The organism is Priestia abyssalis (assembly GCF_002019595.1).
Taxonomy (GTDB): Bacteria; Bacillota; Bacilli; order Bacillales; family Bacillaceae_H; genus Bacillus_BA; species Bacillus_BA abyssalis.
Window position 1 is genome coordinate 3,926,391 of sequence record NZ_KV917369.1, and the last position, 24,445, is coordinate 3,950,835.

General features: G+C 42.2%; 18 protein-coding genes. 3 read left to right on the top strand and 15 right to left on the bottom strand.

The features are described 5' to 3' along the window. Positions 1–356 precede the first annotated feature (356 nt). The 3 genes from BK575_RS18735 to BK575_RS18745 are packed head-to-tail and all read left to right on the top strand — an operon-like array spanning position 357 to position 4,215. Positions 357–1,910: a spore germination protein gene (locus BK575_RS18735; protein ID WP_078412575.1), complete on the top strand. Its 1,554-nt coding sequence runs from the start codon at positions 357–359 to the stop codon at positions 1,908–1,910. A gap of 14 nt (positions 1,911–1,924) precedes the next feature. Then, positions 1,925–3,124 (top strand): Ger(x)C family spore germination protein, encoded by a 1,200-nt coding sequence (locus tag BK575_RS18740; RefSeq protein ID WP_078412576.1) that lies wholly within the window; start codon positions 1,925–1,927, stop codon positions 3,122–3,124. Continuing rightward, positions 3,121–4,215 (top strand): GerAB/ArcD/ProY family transporter, encoded by a 1,095-nt coding sequence (locus BK575_RS18745; RefSeq protein WP_078412577.1) that lies wholly within the window; start codon positions 3,121–3,123, stop codon positions 4,213–4,215. Before BK575_RS18740 ends, BK575_RS18745 begins: the two co-directional genes overlap by 4 nt. Before the next feature lie 137 nt (positions 4,216–4,352). Here BK575_RS18745 and BK575_RS18750 read toward each other — a convergent pair whose 3' ends face one another. The 15 genes from BK575_RS18750 to BK575_RS18820 form a co-directional block, all read right to left on the bottom strand. After that, complete coding sequence (locus tag BK575_RS18750) at positions 4,353–5,777, bottom strand: sigma-54 interaction domain-containing protein (RefSeq protein WP_078412578.1); 1,425 nt, start codon at positions 5,775–5,777, stop codon at positions 4,353–4,355. 146 nt (positions 5,778–5,923) lie between these two features. Then, complete coding sequence (locus BK575_RS18755) at positions 5,924–8,413, bottom strand: WG repeat-containing protein (RefSeq protein ID WP_078412579.1); 2,490 nt, start codon at positions 8,411–8,413, stop codon at positions 5,924–5,926. A 209-nt stretch (positions 8,414–8,622) separates the two neighbouring features. Continuing rightward, entirely contained in the window at positions 8,623–10,062 is a 1,440-nt protein-coding gene (locus BK575_RS18760; protein WP_078412581.1) for a GntP family permease, read from the bottom strand. A 440-nt stretch (positions 10,063–10,502) separates the two neighbouring features. Further along, positions 10,503–11,699 carry a DEAD/DEAH box helicase gene (locus tag BK575_RS18765; protein WP_078412583.1) on the bottom strand — a complete coding sequence of 399 codons (1,197 nt, stop codon included), beginning with the start codon at positions 11,697–11,699 and terminating at the stop codon, positions 10,503–10,505. Positions 11,700–11,772: 73 nt separating this feature from the next. Next, positions 11,773–13,104, bottom strand: coding sequence for a DEAD/DEAH box helicase (locus BK575_RS18770; RefSeq protein ID WP_078412585.1), 1,332 nt, complete (start codon positions 13,102–13,104; stop codon positions 11,773–11,775). An 85-nt stretch (positions 13,105–13,189) separates the two neighbouring features. Continuing rightward, positions 13,190–14,062 carry a PhzF family phenazine biosynthesis protein gene (locus tag BK575_RS18775; protein WP_078412598.1) on the bottom strand — a complete coding sequence of 291 codons (873 nt, stop codon included), beginning with the start codon at positions 14,060–14,062 and terminating at the stop codon, positions 13,190–13,192. Between the two features lie 249 nt (positions 14,063–14,311). Beyond that, on the bottom strand, positions 14,312–15,316 hold the full coding sequence (locus tag BK575_RS18780; protein ID WP_078412600.1) for a LacI family DNA-binding transcriptional regulator: 1,005 nt from the start codon (positions 15,314–15,316) through the stop codon (positions 14,312–14,314). A 131-nt stretch (positions 15,317–15,447) separates the two neighbouring features. Then, the gene (locus tag BK575_RS18785) at positions 15,448–16,890 is read right to left on the bottom strand and encodes an aldehyde dehydrogenase family protein (protein ID WP_078412602.1); all 1,443 of its coding nucleotides are present in this window, start codon (positions 16,888–16,890) and stop codon (positions 15,448–15,450) included. 84 nt (positions 16,891–16,974) lie between these two features. Beyond that, entirely contained in the window at positions 16,975–18,156 is a 1,182-nt protein-coding gene (locus BK575_RS18790; protein ID WP_078412604.1) for an ester cyclase, read from the bottom strand. A gap of 116 nt (positions 18,157–18,272) precedes the next feature. Next, positions 18,273–19,040, bottom strand: a complete 768-nt coding sequence (locus BK575_RS18795; protein WP_078412606.1) for an HpcH/HpaI aldolase family protein — start codon at positions 19,038–19,040, stop codon at positions 18,273–18,275. 103 nt (positions 19,041–19,143) lie between these two features. Beyond that, positions 19,144–19,845 carry an alpha/beta fold hydrolase gene (locus BK575_RS18800; protein WP_078412608.1) on the bottom strand — a complete coding sequence of 234 codons (702 nt, stop codon included), beginning with the start codon at positions 19,843–19,845 and terminating at the stop codon, positions 19,144–19,146. 15 nt (positions 19,846–19,860) lie between these two features. After that, complete coding sequence (locus BK575_RS18805) at positions 19,861–20,877, bottom strand: LacI family DNA-binding transcriptional regulator (RefSeq protein ID WP_078412610.1); 1,017 nt, start codon at positions 20,875–20,877, stop codon at positions 19,861–19,863. 92 nt (positions 20,878–20,969) lie between these two features. Beyond that, a complete protein-coding gene (locus tag BK575_RS18810; RefSeq protein ID WP_169907893.1) occupies positions 20,970–22,037 on the bottom strand; it encodes a cupin domain-containing protein in 1,068 nt (355 codons plus the stop codon). A 220-nt stretch (positions 22,038–22,257) separates the two neighbouring features. Then, entirely contained in the window at positions 22,258–23,469 is a 1,212-nt protein-coding gene (locus BK575_RS18815) for an iron-containing alcohol dehydrogenase (RefSeq protein ID WP_078412614.1), read from the bottom strand. A 90-nt stretch (positions 23,470–23,559) separates the two neighbouring features. Continuing rightward, positions 23,560–24,336 (bottom strand): SDR family NAD(P)-dependent oxidoreductase, encoded by a 777-nt coding sequence (locus BK575_RS18820; RefSeq protein WP_078412616.1) that lies wholly within the window; start codon positions 24,334–24,336, stop codon positions 23,560–23,562. Between the last annotated feature and the right edge of the window lie 109 nt (positions 24,337–24,445).

The following is a 24,445-nucleotide window of genomic DNA, read 5'->3' on the forward strand; positions in this document are numbered from 1 at the left end:
AGTAAAACCCCACTAATGGTAGTTTCCTTTATTACTTTCATCTTTTTTCATACTATCTTTTTCTTAGATTGACCTTCCGTACTCTTGTCATTCCTTCTTCTAAAGGATATATCAGAACCAATTTCGAAAGTACATCATGCTCGGTCAATCTTCTAATATTAATTAATTTGTTTATTGAACAAATTAATTTAATTTCTAGTTGTAGTCTACCATTATGGAATTATTACGTCAATACACATATTCAGAAATCCAATCTTCCGCTAATAGCCCCTTCACCGATATGAGACTTGATTATGTATACGTCATCCTTATTGGGGAAAATATACATAGGCAAGCAAGGGAGGCCTACCGCAGCTATGAACCAATTCCGAAAACGAAAAATGTTGCATCAATTAAAAAAAACAGGTTCTTTGCCTTCTTATCATAAGGAGGATGTCGTGAGTCCAGACATCACAACAAACGAACAGATTTTAAAGGCAGTTTTTAAAAACTGTTCCGACTTTGTCATTCGCCCCATTCAGTTAAACAGCGAAACGAAAGTACTATTGGTCTATGTGGATGGTTTAGTTGATACAAAAGCCCTTGATGAACTCGTGTTAAAACCAATGATGTTTGAAGGACTTCCAGATCACGTTCGTACAATGGGGCAAGCTCTCGGACGGCAGCTTGTCGCCACCGCTCAAGTCAAGACCGTTTTGAAAATAAGTGAATTGGTAGATGATGTATTAAAAGCAAATGTCGCGATTTTGGTCGATGGAGAAACAACAGCATTAATTGCCGACCTGAAAGGATTCGAAAAACGGGGTGTCGAAGAAGCAGCTTCTGAAGTGACCATTCGTGGGCCAAGGGATGGATTTACAGAATGTTTGCGGACGAACACGACCCTTCTGCGCAGAAGAATCAGGAGCACGAGACTTAAATTAGAAGCCTTCACAGTTGGTGAACTTTCACAGACTGATATAGCGATTGCGTATATTGAAGGGATTGCCCCTGACTCTCTTTTGGCAGAAGTACGGACAAGAATCAATCGTATTCAAATTGACGGAATACTAGAGTCAGAGTATCTCGAAGAGTTTATTGAGGATGTTCCTTTTTCTCCATTCCCGCAAATTCAAAATACGGAAAGGCCGGATGTTGTAGCGGCAAACTTACTGGAAGGCAAAATCGCCATTATGGTAGATAACACTCCATTTGCCTTAATTATTCCGATGACATTTTGGAGCGGGCTGCAAGCCGTGGAGGATTACTATGAACGGCCTATATACACTACCTTTATTCGGTTTATTCGGTTTATTTTATTAAATATTTCCCAATTTCTCCCTTCTATTTATGTTGCCCTTACCACCTATCACCCGCAGCTCATTCCAACAGGTCTCCTCGTCAGTGTTATCGCAGCACGGGAAACCGTTCCTTTTCCGGCTATCATTGAAGCACTGATTATGGAATTTATGTTTGAGGGGTTGCGCGAAGCCGGCATTCGGTTACCAAAACCGGTCGGTTCTGCAGTTAGTATTGTTGGAGCGCTCGTGATCGGCCAAGCTGCTGTCCAGGCCGGCATTGTCTCTGCCCCAATGGTAATTGTGGTCGCAACGACTGGAATTGCATCGTTCGCCATTCCCCGCTACAATTTCGGAACGGCTTTTCGGCTGATCCGCTTTGCCATGCTGTTATTGGCAGGAGCACTCGGCTTTTACGGTATTGTAGTCGGTTTTATTGCCCTTACTATTCATCTTGTCAATCTTCGTTCATTCGGCGTTCCTTATTTCAGTCCGGTTGCTCCCCAAATTCCAGGGAATTTAAAGGATATAGTTATCAGAGCACCTAGATGGGCATTCAACTATCGCCCAGTATTCTTTTCCAGTTGGAATAAAAAACGAATTCCAAAGGGACAAAAACCTGGTTCCAAATGAAGGGAGAAAGACAAATGAAGCAACGGCGTATTATTTGTTTTGTCATATGCTCCTCCCTGCTTTTTACATCGGGCTGCTGGGATCGCAAGGAACTGAATGATCGAGCCGTTTGGCTGGCAACAGGATGGGACGCCTCTGATAAAGATAAAGTTCAAATTAGCGGTCAAATGGTTATACCATCCGGCATGCCATCTGAAAGTAACGGCGGAGGAAGTTCAACAAAGGGTTATTTAACGGTGTCAGCAACTGGACAAAATGTAAGGGATGCAGTACAAAATATGCAAACAAAGCTTTCCAGACAAGCTTTTTTCGGGCAGCGGCGTATCGCTTTTTGGGGTGAAGAATTTGCGAAACGCGGAATAAAAAATGAACTTGACGCCAGTATGAGGGATCCTAACGTTAGTCTTCGATTCGATGCATTTGTTGTCAAAGGGGGAACAGCACTAGAAATGCTTAATCTAACCCACCCATTAGAAAAAATTCCTGCTGGAGCGGCGTTAAAAGAACTTGAACAATTTGGAGGAAGAGCCGGTACTTCCTTTGTAAATTTTCTCGTCGCCGCAAACAGTGAAGGAATGCATCCAACGCTGCCTGCAATCGAGATTGGCCCTTTTCAAAATAAAGAGGATTCGGGACAAGGAGACTCCTCTAACACATCGTTTCAATTGGCAGGAGCAGCTATTTTTGATGATAATCTTAAATTGCGTGGATTTTTAAACATGGATGAGAATCGAGTACTGCTTTGGATAATGGGAGTTTTGAAAAAGCAGACGATAGCGGTTCCTATAAAGGACGGTAATGCCAGCTTGCTGTTAACGAAAATGGGGAGCAAAATTGTACCGAAGATAAGCAAAGATCATCCAATCAAATTTACCGTTATACTTACTGGACAAGGTGCTCTCTTTGAAAACAACTCGAATTTAGACCTCGTGCAAACGAAAAATGTTGAATTTCTGCAGCATGCTCTTGAAAAGCAAGCGAAAAAGCAAGTCCTTCAAACAATTAAAAAAGTACAAGAAGAATACGGATTAGATATCTTCGGATTTGGTGAAGCCATCCATAAAAAAGATCCATCCAACTGGAAGTCATTAAAGAAAAATTGGGACGAAACGTTTTCCAAAGCGGATGTTTCCGTGAAAGTACACTTGACAATTGAACGGATTGGATTGACTGGTCCATCCTTATTGTATGAAGAAAGCGAGATTAAAAAATGAAAATCTCAGGGTTACAAATTTTTTGGATGATGTTTACGTTTGAAACAGGAAATCTGCTGTTATCTACGATAAGTCCGACAATCGCTGCCGCAAAACAAGATGCCTGGATTTCTTATTTAATCGCCAGCCTGGTCGGAATCCTGATTGTTTTTATTGCCACTAAAGCGAGCCTTCTATATCCGAACCAAACATTAATTGAATTCAGTCAAACCCTTCTAGGGAAGTGGCTCGGAAGTATAATTGTGATCATCTATCTTATTCAATGGTACTCAGTAATTGGGATTATCCTCAGAGGGTTTGGAGACTTTACGATTACCCTATTGTTTTCTTCCACACCGCCATGGCTGGTGCTTTTAACAATGGTAACGCTCATGATTTATGTAACCTACAGTGGAGGAATTGAAGGAATTGGACGATGCAGTGAAGTTTTCGGGATTATGGTTATTCTCATGGTCACCCTACTAACCATCTTGTCTATTCCAAATATGGATGTTGACAAAGTTTTGCCCGTACTTGCAGATTCCGGGTTAGGTCCGATCTTAAAAGGTACTTTAACCCCGGTGCTTTATTTAGGGGAATCTGTCATGGTTATGATGTTTGTATCATTCATGGCTGAACCAACACAAGCATTATCTAAAGCCATTTGGGGAGTAGCCTTATCCTCATTCTTGGTAAGTATGGCTACATTGAGTGTACTGATGATTTTCGGACCTGAGGTAGCAGCTAAACTAAGGGCCCCTGCTTTTGACGCAGTCAGCTATATCTCTGTCATGGGGTTTATCCAAAACCTTCAAATTATTGCCATTTTAGTGTGGATTTTAAGTGTATTTATTAAATTATCGCTATACCTTTTTATAGCAAGCTATGGAACCGCTCAATGGCTTAAATTGAAAGATTGGCGCAAGGTGATTTGGGTGGTAGCAGCTCTCGGATTCGTGCATGCCTTGTTGTATCCGAATATTACCTATACGAGATTTTATATGGAAGAGTATAGTAATTATTTTTTGCTGCCTGTCAATATGATTGGGATCCCTTGCTTATTATGGCTTGTTGGAAGTATACGTAAAGCGAAAAAGAACGGTTTATCTTGAAACCGGCATGAAAAGAGTCAACATGCATAGAGGCCGGCAAGTTCACTGACGTGTTCTTGCCGGCCTCTAATATGAGAACCGCTGCAGACTTATTCAAAATGCGGAACAAAGAGAACATAAGAATCCGATAAGCTCAACTAATATCCAGCGGGGAAATCGCTTGATGTGTAAAGCTTCAACTTGTCATAAAAGCTGGTTTTGCCGATTCCGAGCATTTTAGCGGCTTCGAGTTTATTTCCGTTTGCCGCTTTTAACGCTTGGATGATCGCTTCTTTCTCGGCTTGTGCCAATACGTCTTTCAATGGACGAATCGAAGGCAATAATACATTCTTCGCTTTCTCCTGTTCCTTGCCTTGAGAGCACTCGACCTTAGTAAGTGGTTCATCTTGTAAATATAAGGGCAAATGGGGAATGCGAATCATCGTGCCATCCAATACATTCACCGCTCGCTCCAACACGTTTTCAAGTTCGCGAATGTTTCCCGGCCACATATGATGAAGCAAGCGGTTCTCAACTTCCGAGGAAAGCCCGATGCCTTCGCGGTGAAACTTGCGCCCAAGCTTTTTCAATAACATCAAAGCAAGCGGCATAATATCTCCCCTCCGCTCTCGAAGCGGCGGAATTTCGATTTTCATCACGTTTAAACGATAATATAAATCTTGCCTGAAGGTCCCCTCTTCCACCATTTTCTCCAAATTCCGATGTGTGGCCGCGATGACACGAACATCGATTGGAACCGGGGCGCGTCCGCCTATTCTTTCAATTTCTTTTTCTTGCAGTACCCGAAGGAGCTTGCTTTGCATCGGAAGCGGCATATCTCCAATTTCATCAAGAAAAAGTGTGCCGCGGTGAGCGAGCTCGAATTTTCCCTTTTTCCCTCCGCGCTTTGCTCCTGTAAAGGCTCCCTCCTCGTATCCGAACATTTCTGACTCAAGCAAATGCTCCGGAATGGAGGCGCAATTGACTCGCACAAGCGGAAACTGCCCGCGGGGACTCGCGTGGTGAATAGCATGGGCAAACAGTTCTTTCCCCGTTCCCGATTCTCCCAATATCAATACCGACGATTGACTGCCTGACACCCGCTCCGCCAGCCTTTTCGCTTCTAAAAACGCGGCGGTTTGACCGATCAGGTCATCAAAACGATATTTGCTTCTTAATTCCTTTTGAAATTTCTTCTTATAATAGGTGAGTTCTTCGAGTAAAGGCTGGACTTTTTGCGAATAATCGAGCCAGTCCCGAGAATTGCGGAACATGACCGTACCCACTGCGCCGACCATCTCATCCTTTACATAGAGCGGGTAGCGGTTGGCAATCATTTCACTTCCGTTTATCGATTGAATGGAGGCAACCTCAGCCTGTCCTGTTTTTAGCACGATATGCATTCTCGTATTCTCAATCACATCTCTTACATCTTTTTTATATACTTCTTCTATGGTCGTCTGTAAAAAATCGCAATATGCTTGATTCATATATTGGATGAAACCTTCTCGATCGACGACTACAATCCATTCGGCTGCGACATTGATGATTTCTTCCAGCCACTCATATGGTAACTTGTCCATGATTGCTTTCTCCCCCAGTTTCCTTTTCTAGGATGCTGTTCTTTTCATAATAGCACAAAACACATGGCTGTTTTAGTAAAGGAGTGTTACTCGCTAACCCGTTTTGCTATGCAAATAATGGGATATGGACAGAAGCCCATACCCCATTATTTAGGTGGATTCGTATAGTGAAATGCTTGCCAAAACTCGCCGTTTACCTCAACGATGTCCATGATGTCCGTAAACGGGATGTCGAATGTCGGAAAACCGGCAGCATATGGTGCAATCTCGTAAGGAGTGAAATAAATATGAAGGGTATTTTCCGTCACATAAAACGGCTGATCGGGTTTTATTCCTTTATAACTGTCAGGGAATATATAAGAATATTGGGGGTCCGTCTTGATTTGATTGGCGATGTAACCACTGAGCACCTTAACATAATTACTGTCTCGTTTGAATAAATCTTTTAATTCATAAAATCTCCCGTTCGTTAAACTGATATGGGGATAAACGCGGGAAGGCATGCCATGCGCCGCTCCAAACGGGTAATCATAGCCGTATAACTCCAGCACGAGCAACTTTTTTTGAAAGAAAGTAATGGAAAAGTCACCGGTATAAGAAGAGTCAAGCTGCATGTTCGGATCAATTTTCTTCACACCTGACAGCTCTTTCAGTTTTTTATTGACACGTTCTTGAACGACCTTCAGCAATATCCCTTCTACTTGCGGATAATAAACGAGATAGTCTTTGTTCGGTTTAAACTTGAACTCTCTTACTTCATATTGTTCATTGAGGGGAATCATCGTATTTTGTTTGTAGATTAACTTGCCGGACATGTCGTAATACGACAACCGCTGATCCACCAATGCTTTTATGGCATCACCGATAAACGACAACGACCCGCTTCCCGGTACGATTGGAAAACGCTGAGAAATTTTCCCGCTTTTATCGATGAAAAAGGTATGTTCATCATCGTAAGCGGAGGCATATCCTTTCTCATACGAAGACACTCCCCTGTAAGTGAAATCGGCGAGAAACACTCCGTCTGTATTAGCAATAGCGTAAACCGACCCGAAAAACGGTCTTGATTCATCCAATGGTTTTCCTATCGCTGCTCGATTTTCTCCGAGCAAGTTGATATCGTTATACTTAGGCGGAACAACAAAAGTTCCTTGGAGGTCAATCAATCCATATCGATTCTCGTAATCTTCGGATAAATTGACAACCGCTCTTCCTTCCCGAAAAGGTTGTGCCCCTCCGTATTGCGGTGAAATCACTACATCTCCCTTTTCATCCATGTAGCCGTATTTTTCATTCAATTTCCTTTGAAAGGCCATCAATCCATCGCTCAAATTGCCAACAAACGCGTAAGCATATGTTTGAAGTTTATTCCCGTCTTTGTCAATGAGCGCATAACTGCTTTCGTCCAGCTTCACGACTGCTTTTCCATCATGAAAATCGTTGGCTTCCTCATAATGCGGCGGGATCACTTCTTTTCCTGCCAAATCCAAAAAACCGTATGACGTTTTTCCTTGTGTCCCTGTTTCAGAAAACAGCGCTCTTCCTTCTTTATATGACGCGATGAAACTGTAGGCCTCTTGCGTCAGCTTCCTACCGTTCTCATTGATGACATGAAATCCGCTTTCATCGATAACGATGGCTCGCTTTTCGTTAAAAGGAAGAATCGTTTCATATTTCGGTTTTATTTCATACTGGCCGAAGCGATTGATTAACCCATATAATCCACCCAATTGTACAATTGCTAATCCATTCTCTTGAAAGTCCTGTGCATCGTCATATTGCGGCGAAATCATAAATTGACCTTGTTGATTGATATACCCCCATTTGATGCCATCTTTGCTTTTGGTGGATGCAGGATAAAGAAAAGTATCCCTCATAACGAAGACGGACTCAATACGCCGCTTTAACGATAGGAGCTTTTCTTTGGACGGATGGAAATGGTGAAGCCGGATGGCGCGTTGAATAGATTTGAACGCTTTGTCCGGCTTTCCTGCCTTGAATTGTGCATCAGCTAAATAGTACCAGTAAAAAGAGGCATACGGAAGCTCTTGAACCTTTTGTTGATAATGGAGAGCAACCTTTTGAAAATAAGCAGGATACACATCAAAAGCCGGAACCATTTTTCCTCTGCTCCATTTGTATATACATACATCATAGGCGTCTGCCGTATCATGAACCCATAAGGCGATTTCCTGTTTTCCGTCACGCCCTGTTCGGCTTATCATGTCCTCCACATGCATCTTGTGAAAATAAAGTTCGTCTTTCACAATATTTTTTAACCCGTCCCGTGTCCATTCATAAACCGCCAACGTTGAACGAACCGTATCCCCTTGCCAGCCGACGACAAGGTTATTTCGGTTTCGCCCTGTAATGGAAGCAATTTGAAAATGGGTCACATCATCCGCTTTTCTTTTTATATTAGCAGCAATCCGCCACGAATGAACATCGTATTTCAGCATAAGAAGGTAGCTCTCCCCAAGCCATCTGTAAACAGCGGCAATTTCTGTCAAACCGTCTCCATCAAAATCGGCTTCCAAGACACAAACACTTTGCGCTGGATTTTCGGTTACCATCAGCTCCGCCAAAGACGGTAAAAAAGATTGAACCAGTTGAACTGCACTCGTTTCATTCCGCATCGCTTTAAACTCCCTAAATGATTGATTTCCCCGTTCTAACGGGACGTAAAGCAAGTGAAGAGTCACTTTTCTTTATCATATGGGCTGTAGAAAAAAGAGTACTTTGACCACTGATTTTGTATATTCCGCTCTTTTTTATAAAAACGGGATTTCTTAACATTCCTTAAACGAAAAAATCCGGGACAAATGGTTGTCCCGGATTTTCTTGGTTATGCAATGCCTGTAAACGTGTAAATAGTAATAATAAAGAAAACAGCTAATGTTTTAATAATTGTAATCGCAAAAATATCACGATATGCCTGACGGTGGGTTAAACCCGTTACGGCCAACAGCGTAATGACCGCGCCGTTATGCGGCAGCGTGTCCATCCCTCCGGAAGCCATGGAAATAACACGGTGCATGACTTCAGGCGGAATATTGTACTTTTCGATGGCTTCCAAATATTTTTCTGACATGGCGCTTAACGCAATACCCATGCCGCCCGAAGCGGACCCGGTTACCCCTGCAAGAGTCGTTGTTGTCACCGCTCCGTTGACCAGCGGATTTGTAAAGGTTTCTGAAATGCCTTTACTGATGACACCGAACCCTGGTAAAGAAGAAATGACGCCTCCAAATCCATATTCGGCTCCTGTGTTCATCGCGGCCAGTAAAGCTCCGCTAATGCTTGCATTCAAACCTGCCTGGAAATTTATTTTTACTTTGTTCCAGTCAAAAAGAAGGGTGGCGATAATTCCTGTCACAAGCGCCATTTCAACAGACCAAATGGCTAAAACAGAAGATAGTTCCACTTTCCCGAAAGATTCTAGACCGATTGCGGCAAAATCGAATCCATTCGGATACCAGTTCGGAAGTGAGATGGTAAAAAATTTATTCATCACCCCTACAAGGATAAGCGGAACGAACGCCAGAATTTTTCGAGATATGGTGGGTGACAATTCAACCGATGGCTGCGGTACATCTGCTTCTGCAATTGCTTCTGCAGCCGCTGCCGTTTCTCTCCCATCAAAACCATAATAGCCTTCACCGGCCGCTTCCGCTTTTTTACGGCGTGATTCCAAATATAACATTCCCAAAATCAAGACGAAAATCGCACCCGTAATCCCAAGAATTGGGGCAGCATAAATATCTGTTTTAAAAAATGTCGTTGGAATTACGTTTTGAATTTGCGGTGTACCAGGCAGTGCATCCATCGTAAACGTGAATGCACCCAATGCAATCGTGCCGGGTATGAGGCGCTTCGGAATATTCGCTTCTTGGAATAACTTAGCAGCAAACGGATAAATCGCGAACACGACAACGAATAAACTGACACCGCTGTATGTTAAAATGGCTCCCATGATGACAATAGCCAAAATTGCTCGTTTCGCCCCTACTAATTGAACGATCGTTTTGGCAATCGTTTCCGCTAAACCGGACATTTCAACGACCTTGCCAAAAATGGCCCCCAGCAAGAAAACAGGAAAATACAGTTTAATGAATCCAACCATTTTTTCCATGAAAATATTAGAAAAGAACGGAAGAACAAAACTTGGTTCTGTTAATAATACAGCAAACAATGCACATATCGGGGCAAATAAAATAACGGAAAAGCCCCGGTATGCAACGAACATTAAAAGACCTAACGCCAAAAGTATCACAATAAACTCCACAAATATCCCCCTCTTCGATGTGTGACTGTTTTTGGTTCGCCCCTCCCAAGGTGCACCAAAAACAGGGAAGCGTTTTCAAATTTTTCTAAAAATAAGATAGACATCTGCTCCGCTTCCACTAAAACTGCTTGTCCTGCCTATTTATAAATGCAATATCCATGCCAACTTTATTATTTCAGACATATTTTGTTCACAAATATACATAAAAATGGAGATTTCCTTTTTTCTTGTAAACATTCTTCTACCGCACTTTTGCATTTTTCCGCTTTTTCGGAATTTATCTATTCTATTATTCCGATTTTCCGGAAATTTCCGTTTTTCCGGAATAGGAAAACAAAATGTATCTATGCAAACGATTTTTGTCTTTTCACACTCTCTAAAAAAGGAAAAAGCATCAGGAAACCTTTAAGTCGTTTCCATGACGCTTAATCGTGTTTTTCTTATACACGCTTCTTTTTAAACGTTTTTTTGGGGCGATTCTGTTTTTGCGTTTTCTTTAGATCTGCTTGTTCTGCTTCACCCACGATTTTCCCTAAGTACAACACCTTTTTCTGAACAGTAATCCCTAATTCACGGGCAAATTGTTTTAATACGCGCTCTTCCCGCTCTGTTACAATCGAAATAACCGTCCCTTCTGCTCCCTGCCGTCCGGTCCGTCCTGAGCGGTGAACATATTGCTTCACATCTTTTGGAAAATCGACGTGGATGACATGGGTCAATCCTTGAATATCCAATCCCCTTGCAGCCACATCTGTCGCGAATAACAGCGGTGACTTTCCGGTGCGGAAGTTTTTCAGCGCCGCTGCCCGTTCTTCTTTTTTTGATTCACCATGAAGCACGCCTGGAGCAATTCCTTTATACTCAAGCTTTTCTTTATATACAGTCAAGTTGGCAATATCTCTAATGAATGCCAACGCCTTGAAAGAATCCACATGCAGCAATCGTCGCAAAATCTCGAGCTTTTCTCGTTGTTCACAAACGAAATAAAGATGCTCCACCTTTGATGGCGGCATGTCATCTGCCGTGATTTTCACCGTTTCCGGGTCATTCATAAATTCTTTCGCAATGTTTTCAGTCTGAGCCGGAAGCGTCGCCGAAAACAGGACGATTTGGCGGTCTGCCATCGTTGCTTTCACGATGTTTTTGACGGTCTGTAAATGCTCTGGCACAAGAAGCTGATCTCCTTCGTCAAGCGCGATCGTCTTCACTTGATGCATCTTCAGCTTCTTCATTGTAATTAATTCCTGAATCCGCCCAGGCGTTCCGACCACTACATGCGGCGACTTTTTCAATTTATCGAGCTGCCTTTGCATATTCGCTCCGCCAATCAAAGACGTATTCGTGATGCCGCTTCCTTGCGACCATGTTTGAATCACTTGTAAAATTTGCATGACCAATTCACGTGATGGGGCAATGATGACTGCCTGCGTGTTCTGTTTTTTCGGATCGATTTTCTCTAATAGCGGCAGTAAATACGTAATCGTCTTCCCGGTTCCCGTCGGCGATTCGGCCATTACATCTTTTCCTTCCAGCATAAGCGGAATCGCTTTTTCTTGAATCGGTGTCACCTGCTCAAAACCGGATTTCTTCCATGCTTCCTGTAAAAATGGTTTCATTGTCGTTAAAAATGCTGACATAGCTGTCTCCTTTTTGTATCAAACTCTCATTTTTTTTCACGCTAAAAACGGATAAAATGCTTTTCAGATATAACTATTTATTTCGTTTCGACCGGCCTTGATTGGACCGCAAACTTTGCTTTCCTTTTGAGGAACGGCCGTATCCCGATGAACTGGACATTGACCCCGTTCTTTTTTTATAGCCCCGCTTTGGAGTGGAAGTTTTGCCTTCTTTCTCCTGGTTTTCTGAGCGGCCATGATCCTTCGGTTTAGGAATACCTTCCACTTCCTTGCGTTTGATGGCCCCTTTCGTCCCCTTTTCAATCATCTGCAAATAAGCACGGTCTTTCGGTGCTGCAAACGTGACAGCCATACCTTTTCCGCCAGCTCGTCCCGTTCGGCCGATTCGGTGAATGTAGCTCTCCATATCCTCAGGAATGTCATAATTGAACACATGTGTGACACCTTCCACATCCAACCCGCGCGCCGCCACATCCGTTGCAATCAAAAACTGGATTTCCGCATCGCGAAAACGTTTCATGACCCGCTCACGCTTTGACTGTGACAAATCGCCATGCAGTTCATCCGTATTATATCCGAGCGCTTTCAACTGTTCGTTCAGCTTACTTACCCTCCGCTTTGTCCGGCAAAAAATGATGGCCAAAAACGGGCGGTATAAATCGAGCATATGCCGCAATGCTTCTTGCTTGGCCCGATCTGTCGTTTCAATAAAAATTTGTTTAATATCTTTGACGATCATTTGGCTGCCTTGTACTTGTATATCACGAGGGTCGTTCATATGCCTGCGGGCAAGAGAACGGATTTCATCCGGCATCGTCGCCGAAAACAGCATCGTTTGGCGATTGGCTGATGTTTGGCGGATGATGTCTTCCACTTCTCCCAAAAATCCGATATGAAGCATTTGATCCGCTTCATCAAGGACGAGCATCGATACGGATGAAAGATCGATCGTTTCCCGGCGTAGATGGTCAAGGAGCCGTCCCGGTGTTCCGATAATCATATGTACATGTCCTTGTAGTTTTTTAATTTGCTGTTCCACGTCTTGTCCGCCGTAAACCGCCAATACGTTCAGGTCATTCCTATTTATAAGAAGCTTGTTCACTTCTTCCGTAATTTGAAGAGCGAGCTCTCGTGTCGGTGTGACGACCAGCGCCTGCACATGCGGTACGTCACAATTGATGCGCTCGAGCATCGGCAAAACGAAAGCCAGCGTCTTTCCTGTCCCTGTTTGTGCCTGGGCAATCACATCTTGCCCTTCAAGCACGACCGGAATTGTTTTCTCTTGAATGGGTGTTGGTTCGGCAATCCCATTTTTTCTTAGGGCGTCATTCCATTCTCGCTGAATACCTAATGTTAAAAAGTCCGGCAAAATATTGCCCCCTTTGATTTGTGATAAATGAATCATGAACTTTCATCTTACGCTTTCTTATTTTTTGATGTCAAGATAATCTCTTCTATAATTAGAAACAAAATACGTATAACTAGGAAAATTATAGATAGACGATTCGTGATTCGATAACAGAACAGGAACCCCCTACACTGATTTTTGTTATTTCCCGGTGCTCGTTAACAAGCAAGTATGCCTTCAGTTCAGAGGCAGCCCCCATCGTATGCCCTTGTTCAAATTGCAGCTCTTGAGCTTGATGAGCCTTCACTTTTCCATATCGGTATAAATAACAGCTCAATGCGCCCGTCGACGAACCTGTCGCACTTTCTTCCAAAATTCCGTACAGCGGAGCAAAATTCCGGCAATAAGCGATAGGATCTATGTCAGTACCTGCATAAAACACATGATACCCCACTGCTTCATATTGCTTGCTGATATCGGAAATCTGATCGAAATTGGGGTTAATTGCTTCCAGCACATCAAGCGACCGAACCGGCACCATCACATCAGGCAATCCAGTGGAGACAATTTGCACAGGCATATCAGGATTAAGGTCCACTATGTCGATATTTAAAGAGCAGGCAATTTGTTCACGATTTAACTCGGCCTCAAACTTCGGCAGGTTTTGTGCCAAAAACACGGAACCATCTTCTTTTACCTCTACTTCTAATATGCCTGCTTTCGTTTCTTGTGTATACATCCCGGGCTCAATCATATTTTCGGAAAGCATGACATGAAAAGCCGCCAATGTCGCATGCCCGCATATCGGCACCTCATCCGTCGGAGTAAAAAAACGAACAAGGAAGTCCGCCTTCTTCGATGGTTGAATGAACGCCGTTTCTGAAAACCCCACTTCCTTCGCAATTCGCTGCATATGGTCCATACCTAAACCATCCGCATCTAAAACGACGCCGGCAAGATTGCCCCCTTCATTTCCTTTTGTAAAAGCATTGAGTGTATATACTTGAATATCCATTATTCATCTCCCCTCGTAACTTTTCTCTCTTTGTCTTAACTAGGTCTCAACATTCCTTGACATTCCATTAATTCCTATTCGTTATAAATACTATTATAAAGGAAACATGCATCAATAGGAGTTTTCCTGTCCTTTAACGCAGGATAAAAGAACAAAAGCCAACTCAAAAGTTTATTTTTGAGTTGGCTCTATGAGTCAAATACTTCGCTTTGTCTTATCTATTAAAATAAAGCTGGGCACTTTCTGATATCAACTTTTTGAAAGAGATGCAGAATGCCTTTCAATTAATGTTCCAGAAAGGAATGTAGAAACAGAACTCTCCTCTTCTCCATCAATCACCCGTAATAACGTGTTGATCGTCACTTCTATCATTTCATCCACTGGTTGCTGCCACGTCGTCAAAGAATATAGAGGCCAAGAAGCCATTGCTATATCATCAAATCCTATAACCGACACATCTTCAGGGATTGATACCCCCAATGATTTAGCCGCATCAATTGCTCCTAGTGCCATAATATCATTTGCACAAAAGATAGCCTCCGGTCGATTATCATTTTTCAGTAATCGTAAAGCTATTTGATATCCGCCTTCATAGGTGTAATCGCCTATCTCGATGATAGGCTCAATTCGTTGTTGGCCAAGAATTTCACGAAACCCAATTTCACGGTCGCGGCTCGTCGATGTATTCTTATGACCCGCGATGTACGCAAATCGCTTATGGCCTTGTTTCAATAAATATTCACCAATCTTCTTGCCCGCAGAATAGTTATCACAGCAAACAAAATGACACGAAGAATCTTTAATATACCGGTTAAATAAGATAACGGGTATGTGGTTTTCTAAAAGATGTGAGACGACATTTGAAGATAATAAAGCATCCGTCACAATTACACCTTCTACATTGTATTCAAGGAATTGCGATATTTCATCCTGTTCAATCTCGTCATTTTCCGTATGAACAAAAAGAATATGATAGCCTCTTTCCCGTAAGCCTTTTGTGAATTTATCCAAAATTTCTGGATAGAACGGATTGTGAATATTTCTCATCACCAGACCAATCATGTTCGTTTTATTCATAATCAATCCCCTTGCTAACGCATTGGGACGATATCCTAACTCGTCAGCTGCTTCCAATACCCGGCGGCGCGCCTTCTCGGACACATTCGGTCCAGGAGCGAACACCCGTGATACCGTTGACTGTGAAACACCGGCTAATCGGGCAACCTCCACCGCATTAACTTGTTTTTTCTTCAAAACTCTCCCTCCTAACAAGTTGGTCTCATCTCTCTTTTTTTAGAAAAGAAAGGTGACCCAACTTGTTAGATTTCTTGCGCCCTAACCATTAAGACAATATATTATGCACATAATTCCAATTCAGCACATCATTAATTTTTATTCCATACGACAAGCTTCATCTCAGTCATTTCCTCTACTGCGTATTTAATTCCTTCGCGACCGGTACCACTTTCTTTTACACCGCCGTAAGGCATTTGGTCAACTCGGAATGTCGGGACATCATTAATCATGACGCCGCCTACATGCAGCTCATCAGCGGCACGAAGCGCTGTGCTTACACTTTCAGTATAGATACCTGCTTGTAAACCATAGCGGGAATCGTTGACTAGTTCGATTGCTTCATCTACATGGTAAATTTTATTAATCATCACAATTGGAGCAAATACTTCCTGACAAGAAACCTTCAGCGATTTGTCTACATTTAGAAGAACAGTCGGCAGCAAGACATTTCCTTCTGCTGTACCACCTGCAGTGACAATGGCTCCTCCTTGTTTTGCTTCTTCAATCCATGAAAGAGAGCGCTCTACATCTTTTGGAGAGATTAAAGCGGAAATGTCTGTGTTTTCATCTAGCGGAGCCCCGATTCTTAGCACTTTTGTTGCTTTGACAAATTTCTCGACAAACTCATCATACACATTCTCATGTACGTACACACGCTGCAAGGAAATACATACTTGCCCCTGGAAGGAGAAGGCGCCTGTGACACAGCGGGAAATGATTTTATCAATGTTCACATTGTCATCAACAATTACAGCTGAGTTTGAACCAAGTTCCAATGTAACACGTTTTAAACCGGCTTTATTTTTAATCGCGATTCCGACACTCGGGCTTCCTGTAAAGGTCACCATGCTGATACGATCATCAGTGACGATAAGGTCTCCAATCGTACCCCCGCTTCCTGTAATTACGTTCAAGGCTCCTTTTGGAAGACCTGCTTCTTCTAATAATTCAGCGATAAATAAAGAAGAGAAAGGTGTTTGGGTAGCCGGTTTTAATACAATCGTATTACCTGTTGCAATAGCCGGTCCGACTTTATGCGCCATTAAATTCATCGGGAAATTAAACGGTGTAATCGCGCCGATAACTCCGATCGGCTCACGGACGGTGTAGCCTAAGCGGTTCACGCCTCCTGCCGCTGCATCAAGGGGGATGGTTTCACCGTGAATGCGCTTTGCTTCTTCTGCGGCAAACTTGTATGTTTCAATGCTTCGTGCCACTTCAGCTCTTGCAAATACTAATGGTTTTGCGGCTTCCTCGGCAATAATGCGTGCTGCTTCTTCTTTGTGCTCTTCCAATAATTGAGCAAGTTTTTCTAAAATGTTGGAGCGCTCGTGGGCCGGCAATTTCGCCATCTTGCTTCTAGCATCATAGGCCGCTTGAATCGCTTGTAATACTTCTTCTTTTGTTGCAACAGGAACTTCACCGATCACTTCTCCGGAATACGGAGATGCAATACTTTTATATTCTTTTCCTTCTACCCATTCACCATTAATAAATAGTTTCTTTTTTACGGCTTGGCTTGTATTTAACATATTAAATCCTCCATTTTCATTCTATAAATGGTTATGCAGACAATTTGAATCCGCATTCAATTTTACAGTATGGATATATAGTCGTTATTCCTCCGAGGAATTATTTCCTGAATCTGTACCTGCATAAATTTGCTTTAATACATCCAGCCCGTCAAATGTTACCCACTCTTCCACTACTTTTTCGCCGCGAATACGCAAATGATTGATGCCGAGAATTTCTACCGGCTTTCCGCTAGGCGATCCAAAATAGCCGATTCCTTCATGAAGCCCGGCAAGACGCCATCTAACAGCCACATCCCACTCTTGCTCGGAGAATCGTTTGTTGCAAGTTACACGATCGACAATAAAACGCGCATTCGGGAACGAAGCGAATAAACTAATGAACATGCCCTGTATTTGTTGATAGCCAACCAGATCTTTATCACAAATGTAATGAACGACTGCATGATCAGCGTAAAAATCCTTCACGTGATTGAATAAGCGCCATTCATAGATTTTATTGCATAGTTCGAGTACGAACTCACCCACATCAAAGTTTGCTGAATTGGAAACATACACCTGAGGGACCAATTGACCGTTCATTGTTTCACTTAACCCGAAACTTGTTTGGAATGTTTCGTCTTGTTTCACTTGACTGGCGGCCATTTTTTTCGCCAGCTCGATAGGGTCAAAGCCCAGTTGCTTGACAATGTGCAGGTTATCACGCACAAGCCATTCCTCTACAACACGATTGGAGTGGCAAAAGCAATCAACGACCGTTCGAAACGACACTTTTTTACTTGTCGCAGGACCGAACGAACTGTCTCCTAAATTCGTAGCCGTTGATAAAATGCGATGGGACGATAAGAAACCTTCTTTGTCATCTCCGGACCAAATGACATTTTCTCCGATGAGCCGGCGATCCGGAAAAGCATGGAGAGTTTGCAGCGTGTTAGACACAACGGAATTGATTCCTTGTAAATTCACACTTCCGCAATGCATCGTCACATCGTTATGGTACGTTTGATAAATAACACCGATTCCTTTCTCTTCCCAAATGCGATGTGTAATTTTCATAATGTAGTCAACGAAATCGACATAATCATTATCAAATCCGTTCATGCTTTGCTTTCTTTTTTTTGGTTGATGGAACTCGTTATAATCGCTAAAACCGACCATGTGTACTTCATCACTATTACCATAGTAAACTTTCCTTTGTTTCGGTTTATTTTGTTGAGATTTATTTTTCGGCTCTTCTTTTTTTAATTCAGTATCAACTGTCACCATGAACTTCCCCTTTGCACGTTATTACTCGTATTCGTTACCCGTATTGATTGAGAACAAGACATGATAGCAGTGAATTTGCCTGCTGCTTTTCTTGACATGTAATTAGTTGAGGGTTTCTATTTTTTTGTGTATGGTTCAGCTGCTTGAACAAAGGAGGAAAAAGCAGAAGACATCATGGCTGTTCCAACTATTCCTACGTATACAGCCCCTTTTTCAAACGCCTCGCACATTACTTTTTGATTGCCCGCTACCGTTCCAACCGGAACATTTAATTTTTCTGCTTTCTCATAAACAAGAGAAATGGCCTCTTGTACTTCTTGATGATGGGGACCATCCGGATAACCCATGTTCACGGATAAATCGGTTGAACCTAAAAAGGCCATATCCATTCCCTTTACACTCATAATCTCTTCAAAATTTTCGACTGCTGTCGGTGTTTCAATGTGGGCAATGACTAGAATATCTTCGTTGGATGATTCAAAAAATGCCCCGCTCGAATCTTTGCCATACCTCGCCGCACGGTGGGAGAAAGCTGCTCCTCTCTCGCCTAAAGGAGGGAACTTTGCCCTTTTTACGGCTTGAACGGCGTCTTCTTTTGTATTGACCATCGGAACTTGAATGCCTTTTGCCCCTCGGTCCAATGCTTTTTGAATACTTGCCGGATCATAAGATACACGGACAATCGGCGTCAAATTCACTAATTCCGCAGCGCGAATCATGCTTTCAAGCTCACTGTAACTGAAGGCTCCATGCTCATCATCAATGACAATAAAATCAAAGCCTGCATATCCGAACATTTCGACAATTGCCGGTGAATAGATACCAAGAAACACACCTGCCGCTTTTTCACGGTTTTGAATTTTCTCTTTTAATGATTTTCCCATGACGAATACCTCTTTTTCTATCAAATTTGTAACTTACCATTCTCCCTGTTTCGTAAACTTTTCCATCACGGCTTCTCGAAATTGAGAACTTGATTTTTCAAGATCAGTTTTCTACTAACCATTTACGCAGAGCTCTAGACACTTCTTCAGGCTGTTCCAACGTTGTCATATGTCCGCTGTTTTCGATAATGGCAAGCTGTGAGTTTTGGATCATTTCCTGCATCTTTTCATGCATGTCCACCGTACAAAGAACATCTTGGCGCCCCGTTAAAAGAAGAGTCGGGCAAGTGATACCCGGCAATACTTCACGTCCGTCGGGCCGGTTCATTAATGCTGTCATTTGCTGAATCATCGTCTCCTTGCCGACGTTTTCAGCCATTTCGATAATAGCCGAAACGATCTCCTTATGATCGTAACAGTCAGGATGAATCATGTTCGGAAGGAGATGCTTCGGTGTAATATCAGAAAATTGGCCGTCGCGAGCCATTTGGATAAATGTTTTCCATCCATTCATTTGTTCTTCTCTTGGAGGATTCGGATTCGTATCCATCAGCGCAAGCTTCAGTACACGATCCGGAGCTTGACGCATCACTTCAATTGCAACAATTCCTCCCATTGAAAAGCCGGCTAATGCAAACTTCTCCGGTGCTTGTTCCAACACAGAACGCGCCATCCCTTGTATTGAATCTTGTTCTAGTTTCATCACGGCACAAGCTGCTATATCACCCAGTTCAGTTATTTGATATTCCCACATTTGTGTATCACACAATGTACCTGGCAGCAGCAGTAAGGGTATTTGGGTCATTTCCCTTTTCCTCCATTAGCTATTTGATACGGGTCCTGTTGTTTTTCGAATCATTAATTCCGGCTCTAACACAATTTGAATAGGGGCACTCTGTTCATCTTCATTTTGAATCAGGCCAATGAGCTTTTCTAAAGCAAGAGCTGCCATTTTCTCTTTATGTTGGGCAATGGTCGTCAACCCAATATAGTGATTGGAAGCAACGTTTATATCATCAAAGCCAATAATAGATATATCTTCGGGAACTCGAAGATTAAGCTTTGTCACAGCATCTAAAGCAGCTAGAGCCGTTTGGTCGGAAATAGCGAAAAAGCTTGTTGGCCGATCACCCTGCAGAAGGGTATTGGTTGTAAACTCAAATACTTTTTCGTATGAAAACTCATCCTGATAGACGAATCGTTCATCATATGGAAGATTGAAGCTTTGTAACGCTCGTTTATATCCGTTCATCCTCTGCACCATTGAGTAAAAGATGGACGGACCAGCGATAAAAGCGATTTTACGATGTCCGAGCTTAATTAAATGTTCTGTGGCAAGATAGGCACCTTTTTCATTGTCTACAATCACATAGTTCGCATTATCACTATCCAAGGCTGCATTGTAGAGAACAACTGGAAATTTCGAAAGATATAGTTCTTCGAGTTGTTTGTTTTCCTTATTCGTGGATGCAATAATCATTCCGTCTACGCGTTTTCCAATTAATGTTTGAATCGATTTTTCCAAAAGGCGGTCTTGATGGTTCGTGTTGCAAATCACAACATCATATCCTATTTCAGAGGCTTTCTTCATAATCACACCCGTTGATTCGGCAAAAAACGGATTGACAATATCCCCGACAATTAAACCAATTGTGTTGGTTCGCTTTTGCGCCAATCCTCTAGCAATCTCATCTCTCGTAAAACCAAGCTCTTCAATGGCTGCTAATACTTTCTTTCTCGTTCCTTCCTTAATAAACGGATAATTATTTAGTACCCGTGACACGGTTGATTGTGATACTCCTGCTTTTTTGGCTACATCATACGCGCTAACTCTCATCTTTTTATCATTTCTCCTTATCATTCATGTAGTAGATGAAAAGGCAGAGTCTCCCCTGCCTTGTTCAAATGCCCATGGACAATAGCGGGAGCTTATTTTCCAACAGCTTCTACTACTTCTTTAGACCATTCTACTACTACGCGCTCATCACCGCCACTGACAATGTGTAAGAAGCCCGTTTCTTCTCCTGTGCATTCAATGCTTCGGTACACATCTGTTGGGACAGACATGATATCTCTTTCCTTTAATACCACTTCACCTTCTTCTCCACCTTCACCTTTCCAAGCTACTTTCCATTGTCCTCGATGAACCATTAATACTTGCGGAACATCTTGCTTATGGGACTTAAAGCCGTTGCCCGGCTCTGCTTCAACTAATTCAAGGCAGAAGCTATGCGGATTGTTCACCAGCGCTGGGCGATCAACCGCTGCCATTCCATCTCCGATAATTCCGTAGCTCTTTTTGCCACCGCCCGGGAGATTTGAATCAAGATAAGCTCCTTCAAAAGGTTTGCGATCTTTAAAACGGAAAACGCGTGCTTCCATCTCTTCAACACTTACTTTACGCATTTGTGCAAGCTCTTCATCAGAAATTGGCTCGATTACTTTACCGTCTTCAGGAATTTCCATCCCATCTAATGTATCGATTAGACGGCCATCTTCCAGTAATACTAAACCGTGTCCTTTTGCATCTTCCAACACTTTAGGTCCCCAAATCACTTTTCCAGGATTATCTTCTCCTAAGATACAAAGTAAAAATCCATCATCGCTGCCGATATTTTTAAAGCCGCGGAACATTTGTGTAGGTAAGGAAATCACATCGCCTTCTGTTAAAACAGCTTCGCCATCTTTCCCATCTACTCCCCATACGAAAGACCATGTACCTTTCGAAACAAGAAATACTTCTGCTGTCTCATGCGAGTGAAGCGAGTTTACGCATCCATTCGGCATTGCTGCTGCACCGATATTGAATCCGTGTGCCTCTTTTAAGTTGATAAAACGTTTGCTGCTTTCTGATACACCCGGCCCAATGATCGTGTAGTTATCTTTTTTGTCAGAACCTGGAGTACGAGCATCAATAAACGCTGTTTTATCAGCTACTAAATCTTCCTTGCGAATAATACGTTTTTTCATTTTTTCACTAATTTCTAATGCTTTCATTTTTCTTCCTCCTATTTTTGAATGCGGATTCAATTTTTCATTTGAATGAATACACATTTTTGAATGCGCATTCATTATTCCTGGTTTTAAACTTATCATAATTTTCAAAATTTGTAAATTATTTATTTTACTTATTATTTACTAGAACAATTTTTTTCTTCACTAGCCATAACCGCTTCTTCAGCATTCATTACGATGTTTTCTGAGGAAACGAGTTTGATCATGATTTTTTTAATACACCGTGATATGCGTTTTGATAAATGGATAATACCTCTTCTTCGCGTAAGCTGTATGGCGTATTTGACAGCAAACGATGGATAGACATCACTTGTTCCGCCATTTCTGGTAGAGAATCTTCTTCTACTCCAAGCTCTTTTAACCTAGTTGGAAGGTTTAATTTCGCTAATAAGCTAAATAAGTATTGAACGACCGCGTCTTGTGCGTCATGTGGTTGATTCTCATAGTCTCCCAACTGCAAGAAGGAAGCCACTTCTACCATCTCTTTCGTGCACGACGTTCCTGTTACTGCAAAGACATACGGCATAAGAAGAGCATTTGCCACACCATGTTCGATATGATATTTTCCTCCAAGCGGATAAGCTAATGCATGGACTGCACCGACTCCAGCGTTTGCCAGAGATACCCCTGCTAACACACTGACCCAGCTCATATTTGTTCTTGCTTCCACATCGGAGCCGCAATGTACTGCACGAGCGATGGAAAGCGGAAATAACTTCATGGCCTTTTCAGCATACATTTTCGTTAAAGGTGTTGCTCTTACCGCTACATATGATTCAATCGCATGTGTAAAAGCATCCACACCTGAGGCTGCTGTAACGCGTTTTGGACATGATATGGTTAAAAGAGGATCGATAATCGCCAAATCTGGTAAAAATGTTGTGCTAATAAGCCCACGTTTTAGCTCTTGCTCTTCATCTCCAAAAATGGCATTCATCGTTACTTCTGATCCTGTACCAGATGTGGTTGGAATTAAAATAAGAGAGATTGTACGGGATTCAATCGTTTGCTGTCCGCTTAAATAAGGCTGAATCTCATCTTTACCTAACAATGCCGCCACTGTTTTAGCTACATCTAATGCACTTCCTCCACCTATTCCGATAACGGTATCACAATTTTCCTTTCTCATTTGCCAATAAACATTTTCTAATAACGTAAAAGTAGGCTCTCCTGCAAGATCAGAGAAAGAGATCGTTTCAATTGGAAGTGTTTTGCATAATTGGATCGTTTTATCTACTAAGCCTGCTTTTTCTAACCCTTTGTCACTGATAATCGCTACTTTTTGTGCTTTTAGATCTTCTAACACTTTTGGCAGCTCATTGAAAGCTCCAACACCAAAGCGAAGATTTTTGGGCATTCTAAAATCATGAGAAACGATTGTTTGTGTACTTAATGGACTAATGGTTTGTAACATATTTACCCCTCCATTTTTTGAATGCGGATTCATTTTATTGAACCAATAATTAAGTATACATTCAAATTGAAAAATGATTTGATGAATGACTTACCAAACGGTCCATCCTCCATCGACTACAATGGTTTGGCCCGTGACCATATTAGATGCATCGGATGCAAGGTAGACGACGGCACCAAATAAATCTTCTTCTTTTGCTAAACGTCCTACCGGAATACGAGATAATACGTCTTTCTTAAACACTTCATCTTGAAACATTCTTTCAGTAAAAGGTGTTTCAATAAAAGTAGGTGCAATAGCATTTACCAATACATTATCCTTTGCCCATTCAATCGCAAGAGCTTTTGTAAGCTGGGTTAAGCCGCCTTTGCTTGCACAATAGGCACTGCGAAGATAATAGCCAACGAACGCCATCTGTGACGACATATTGATAATTTTCCCTTTTTTCTGCTCCTTCATATGGGTACCGACTGTTCGGCTGAGAAAGAAGACGCTTTTTAAATTAATATCCAATACGGCATCCCAATCTTCCACCGTGACATCTTCTGCTTTTTTCGGAATGTTCACACCTGCATTATTAATTAAAACATCAATTGTACCCATTTCCTGAATAATGTTATTTACGGCATGTGGAATCTCTTCAATTTTTGTCAAATCAATTGACAAGGACATCACTTTTTGCCGCCCATTTGTTATTCGCTGGATCTCTTCCTGTACATCCGTCAACTCTTTTTCATTTCTTCCTATTAACACAACGTGGGCACCTTGTTTCGCCAACAAGATTGATAACGACTTTCCAATCCCTTTACTGGCACCTGTTACAACCATGACTTTTTGTTTTAGTGAAAACAGTGTTTCTACATTCACTATTTGACCTCCCCCTTTCAAAAATCAGCGGCTGAGCGTCGTGCAGTAAGTCTTCATTCGGGGAAAACTGCCTTGTAGCCGCTTAGATGGCTCTTTCGCTTTCTTCTCA

Bases quoted from the DNA above. Each gene is read 5' to 3' on its own strand.
- BK575_RS18775 (WP_078412598.1), bottom strand. From the start codon at position 14,062: ATGGATATTCAAGTATATACACTCAATGCTTTTACAAAAGGAAATGAA.
- BK575_RS18785 (WP_078412602.1), bottom strand. From the start codon at position 16,890: ATGTTAAATACAAGCCAAGCCGTAAAAAAGAAACTATTTATTAATGGT.
- BK575_RS18790 (WP_078412604.1), bottom strand. From the start codon at position 18,156: ATGGTGACAGTTGATACTGAATTAAAAAAAGAAGAGCCGAAAAATAAA.
- BK575_RS18805 (WP_078412610.1), bottom strand. From the start codon at position 20,877: ATGAGAGTTAGCGCGTATGATGTAGCCAAAAAAGCAGGAGTATCACAA.
- BK575_RS18810 (WP_169907893.1), bottom strand. From the start codon at position 22,037: ATGAAAGCATTAGAAATTAGTGAAAAAATGAAAAAACGTATTATTCGC.
- BK575_RS18745 (WP_078412577.1), top strand. From the start codon at position 3,121: ATGAAAATCTCAGGGTTACAAATTTTTTGGATGATGTTTACGTTTGAA.
- BK575_RS18750 (WP_078412578.1), bottom strand. From the start codon at position 5,777: ATGGACAAGTTACCATATGAGTGGCTGGAAGAAATCATCAATGTCGCA.
- BK575_RS18815 (WP_078412614.1), bottom strand. From the start codon at position 23,469: ATGTTACAAACCATTAGTCCATTAAGTACACAAACAATCGTTTCTCAT.
- BK575_RS18795 (WP_078412606.1), bottom strand. From the start codon at position 19,040: ATGGGAAAATCATTAAAAGAGAAAATTCAAAACCGTGAAAAAGCGGCA.
- BK575_RS18800 (WP_078412608.1), bottom strand. From the start codon at position 19,845: ATGACCCAAATACCCTTACTGCTGCTGCCAGGTACATTGTGTGATACA.
- BK575_RS18755 (WP_078412579.1), bottom strand. From the start codon at position 8,413: ATGCGGAATGAAACGAGTGCAGTTCAACTGGTTCAATCTTTTTTACCG.
- BK575_RS18740 (WP_078412576.1), top strand. From the start codon at position 1,925: ATGAAGCAACGGCGTATTATTTGTTTTGTCATATGCTCCTCCCTGCTT.
- BK575_RS18765 (WP_078412583.1), bottom strand. From the start codon at position 11,699: ATGTCAGCATTTTTAACGACAATGAAACCATTTTTACAGGAAGCATGG.
- BK575_RS18770 (WP_078412585.1), bottom strand. From the start codon at position 13,104: ATGATTCATTTATCACAAATCAAAGGGGGCAATATTTTGCCGGACTTT.
- BK575_RS18735 (WP_078412575.1), top strand. From the start codon at position 357: ATGAACCAATTCCGAAAACGAAAAATGTTGCATCAATTAAAAAAAACA.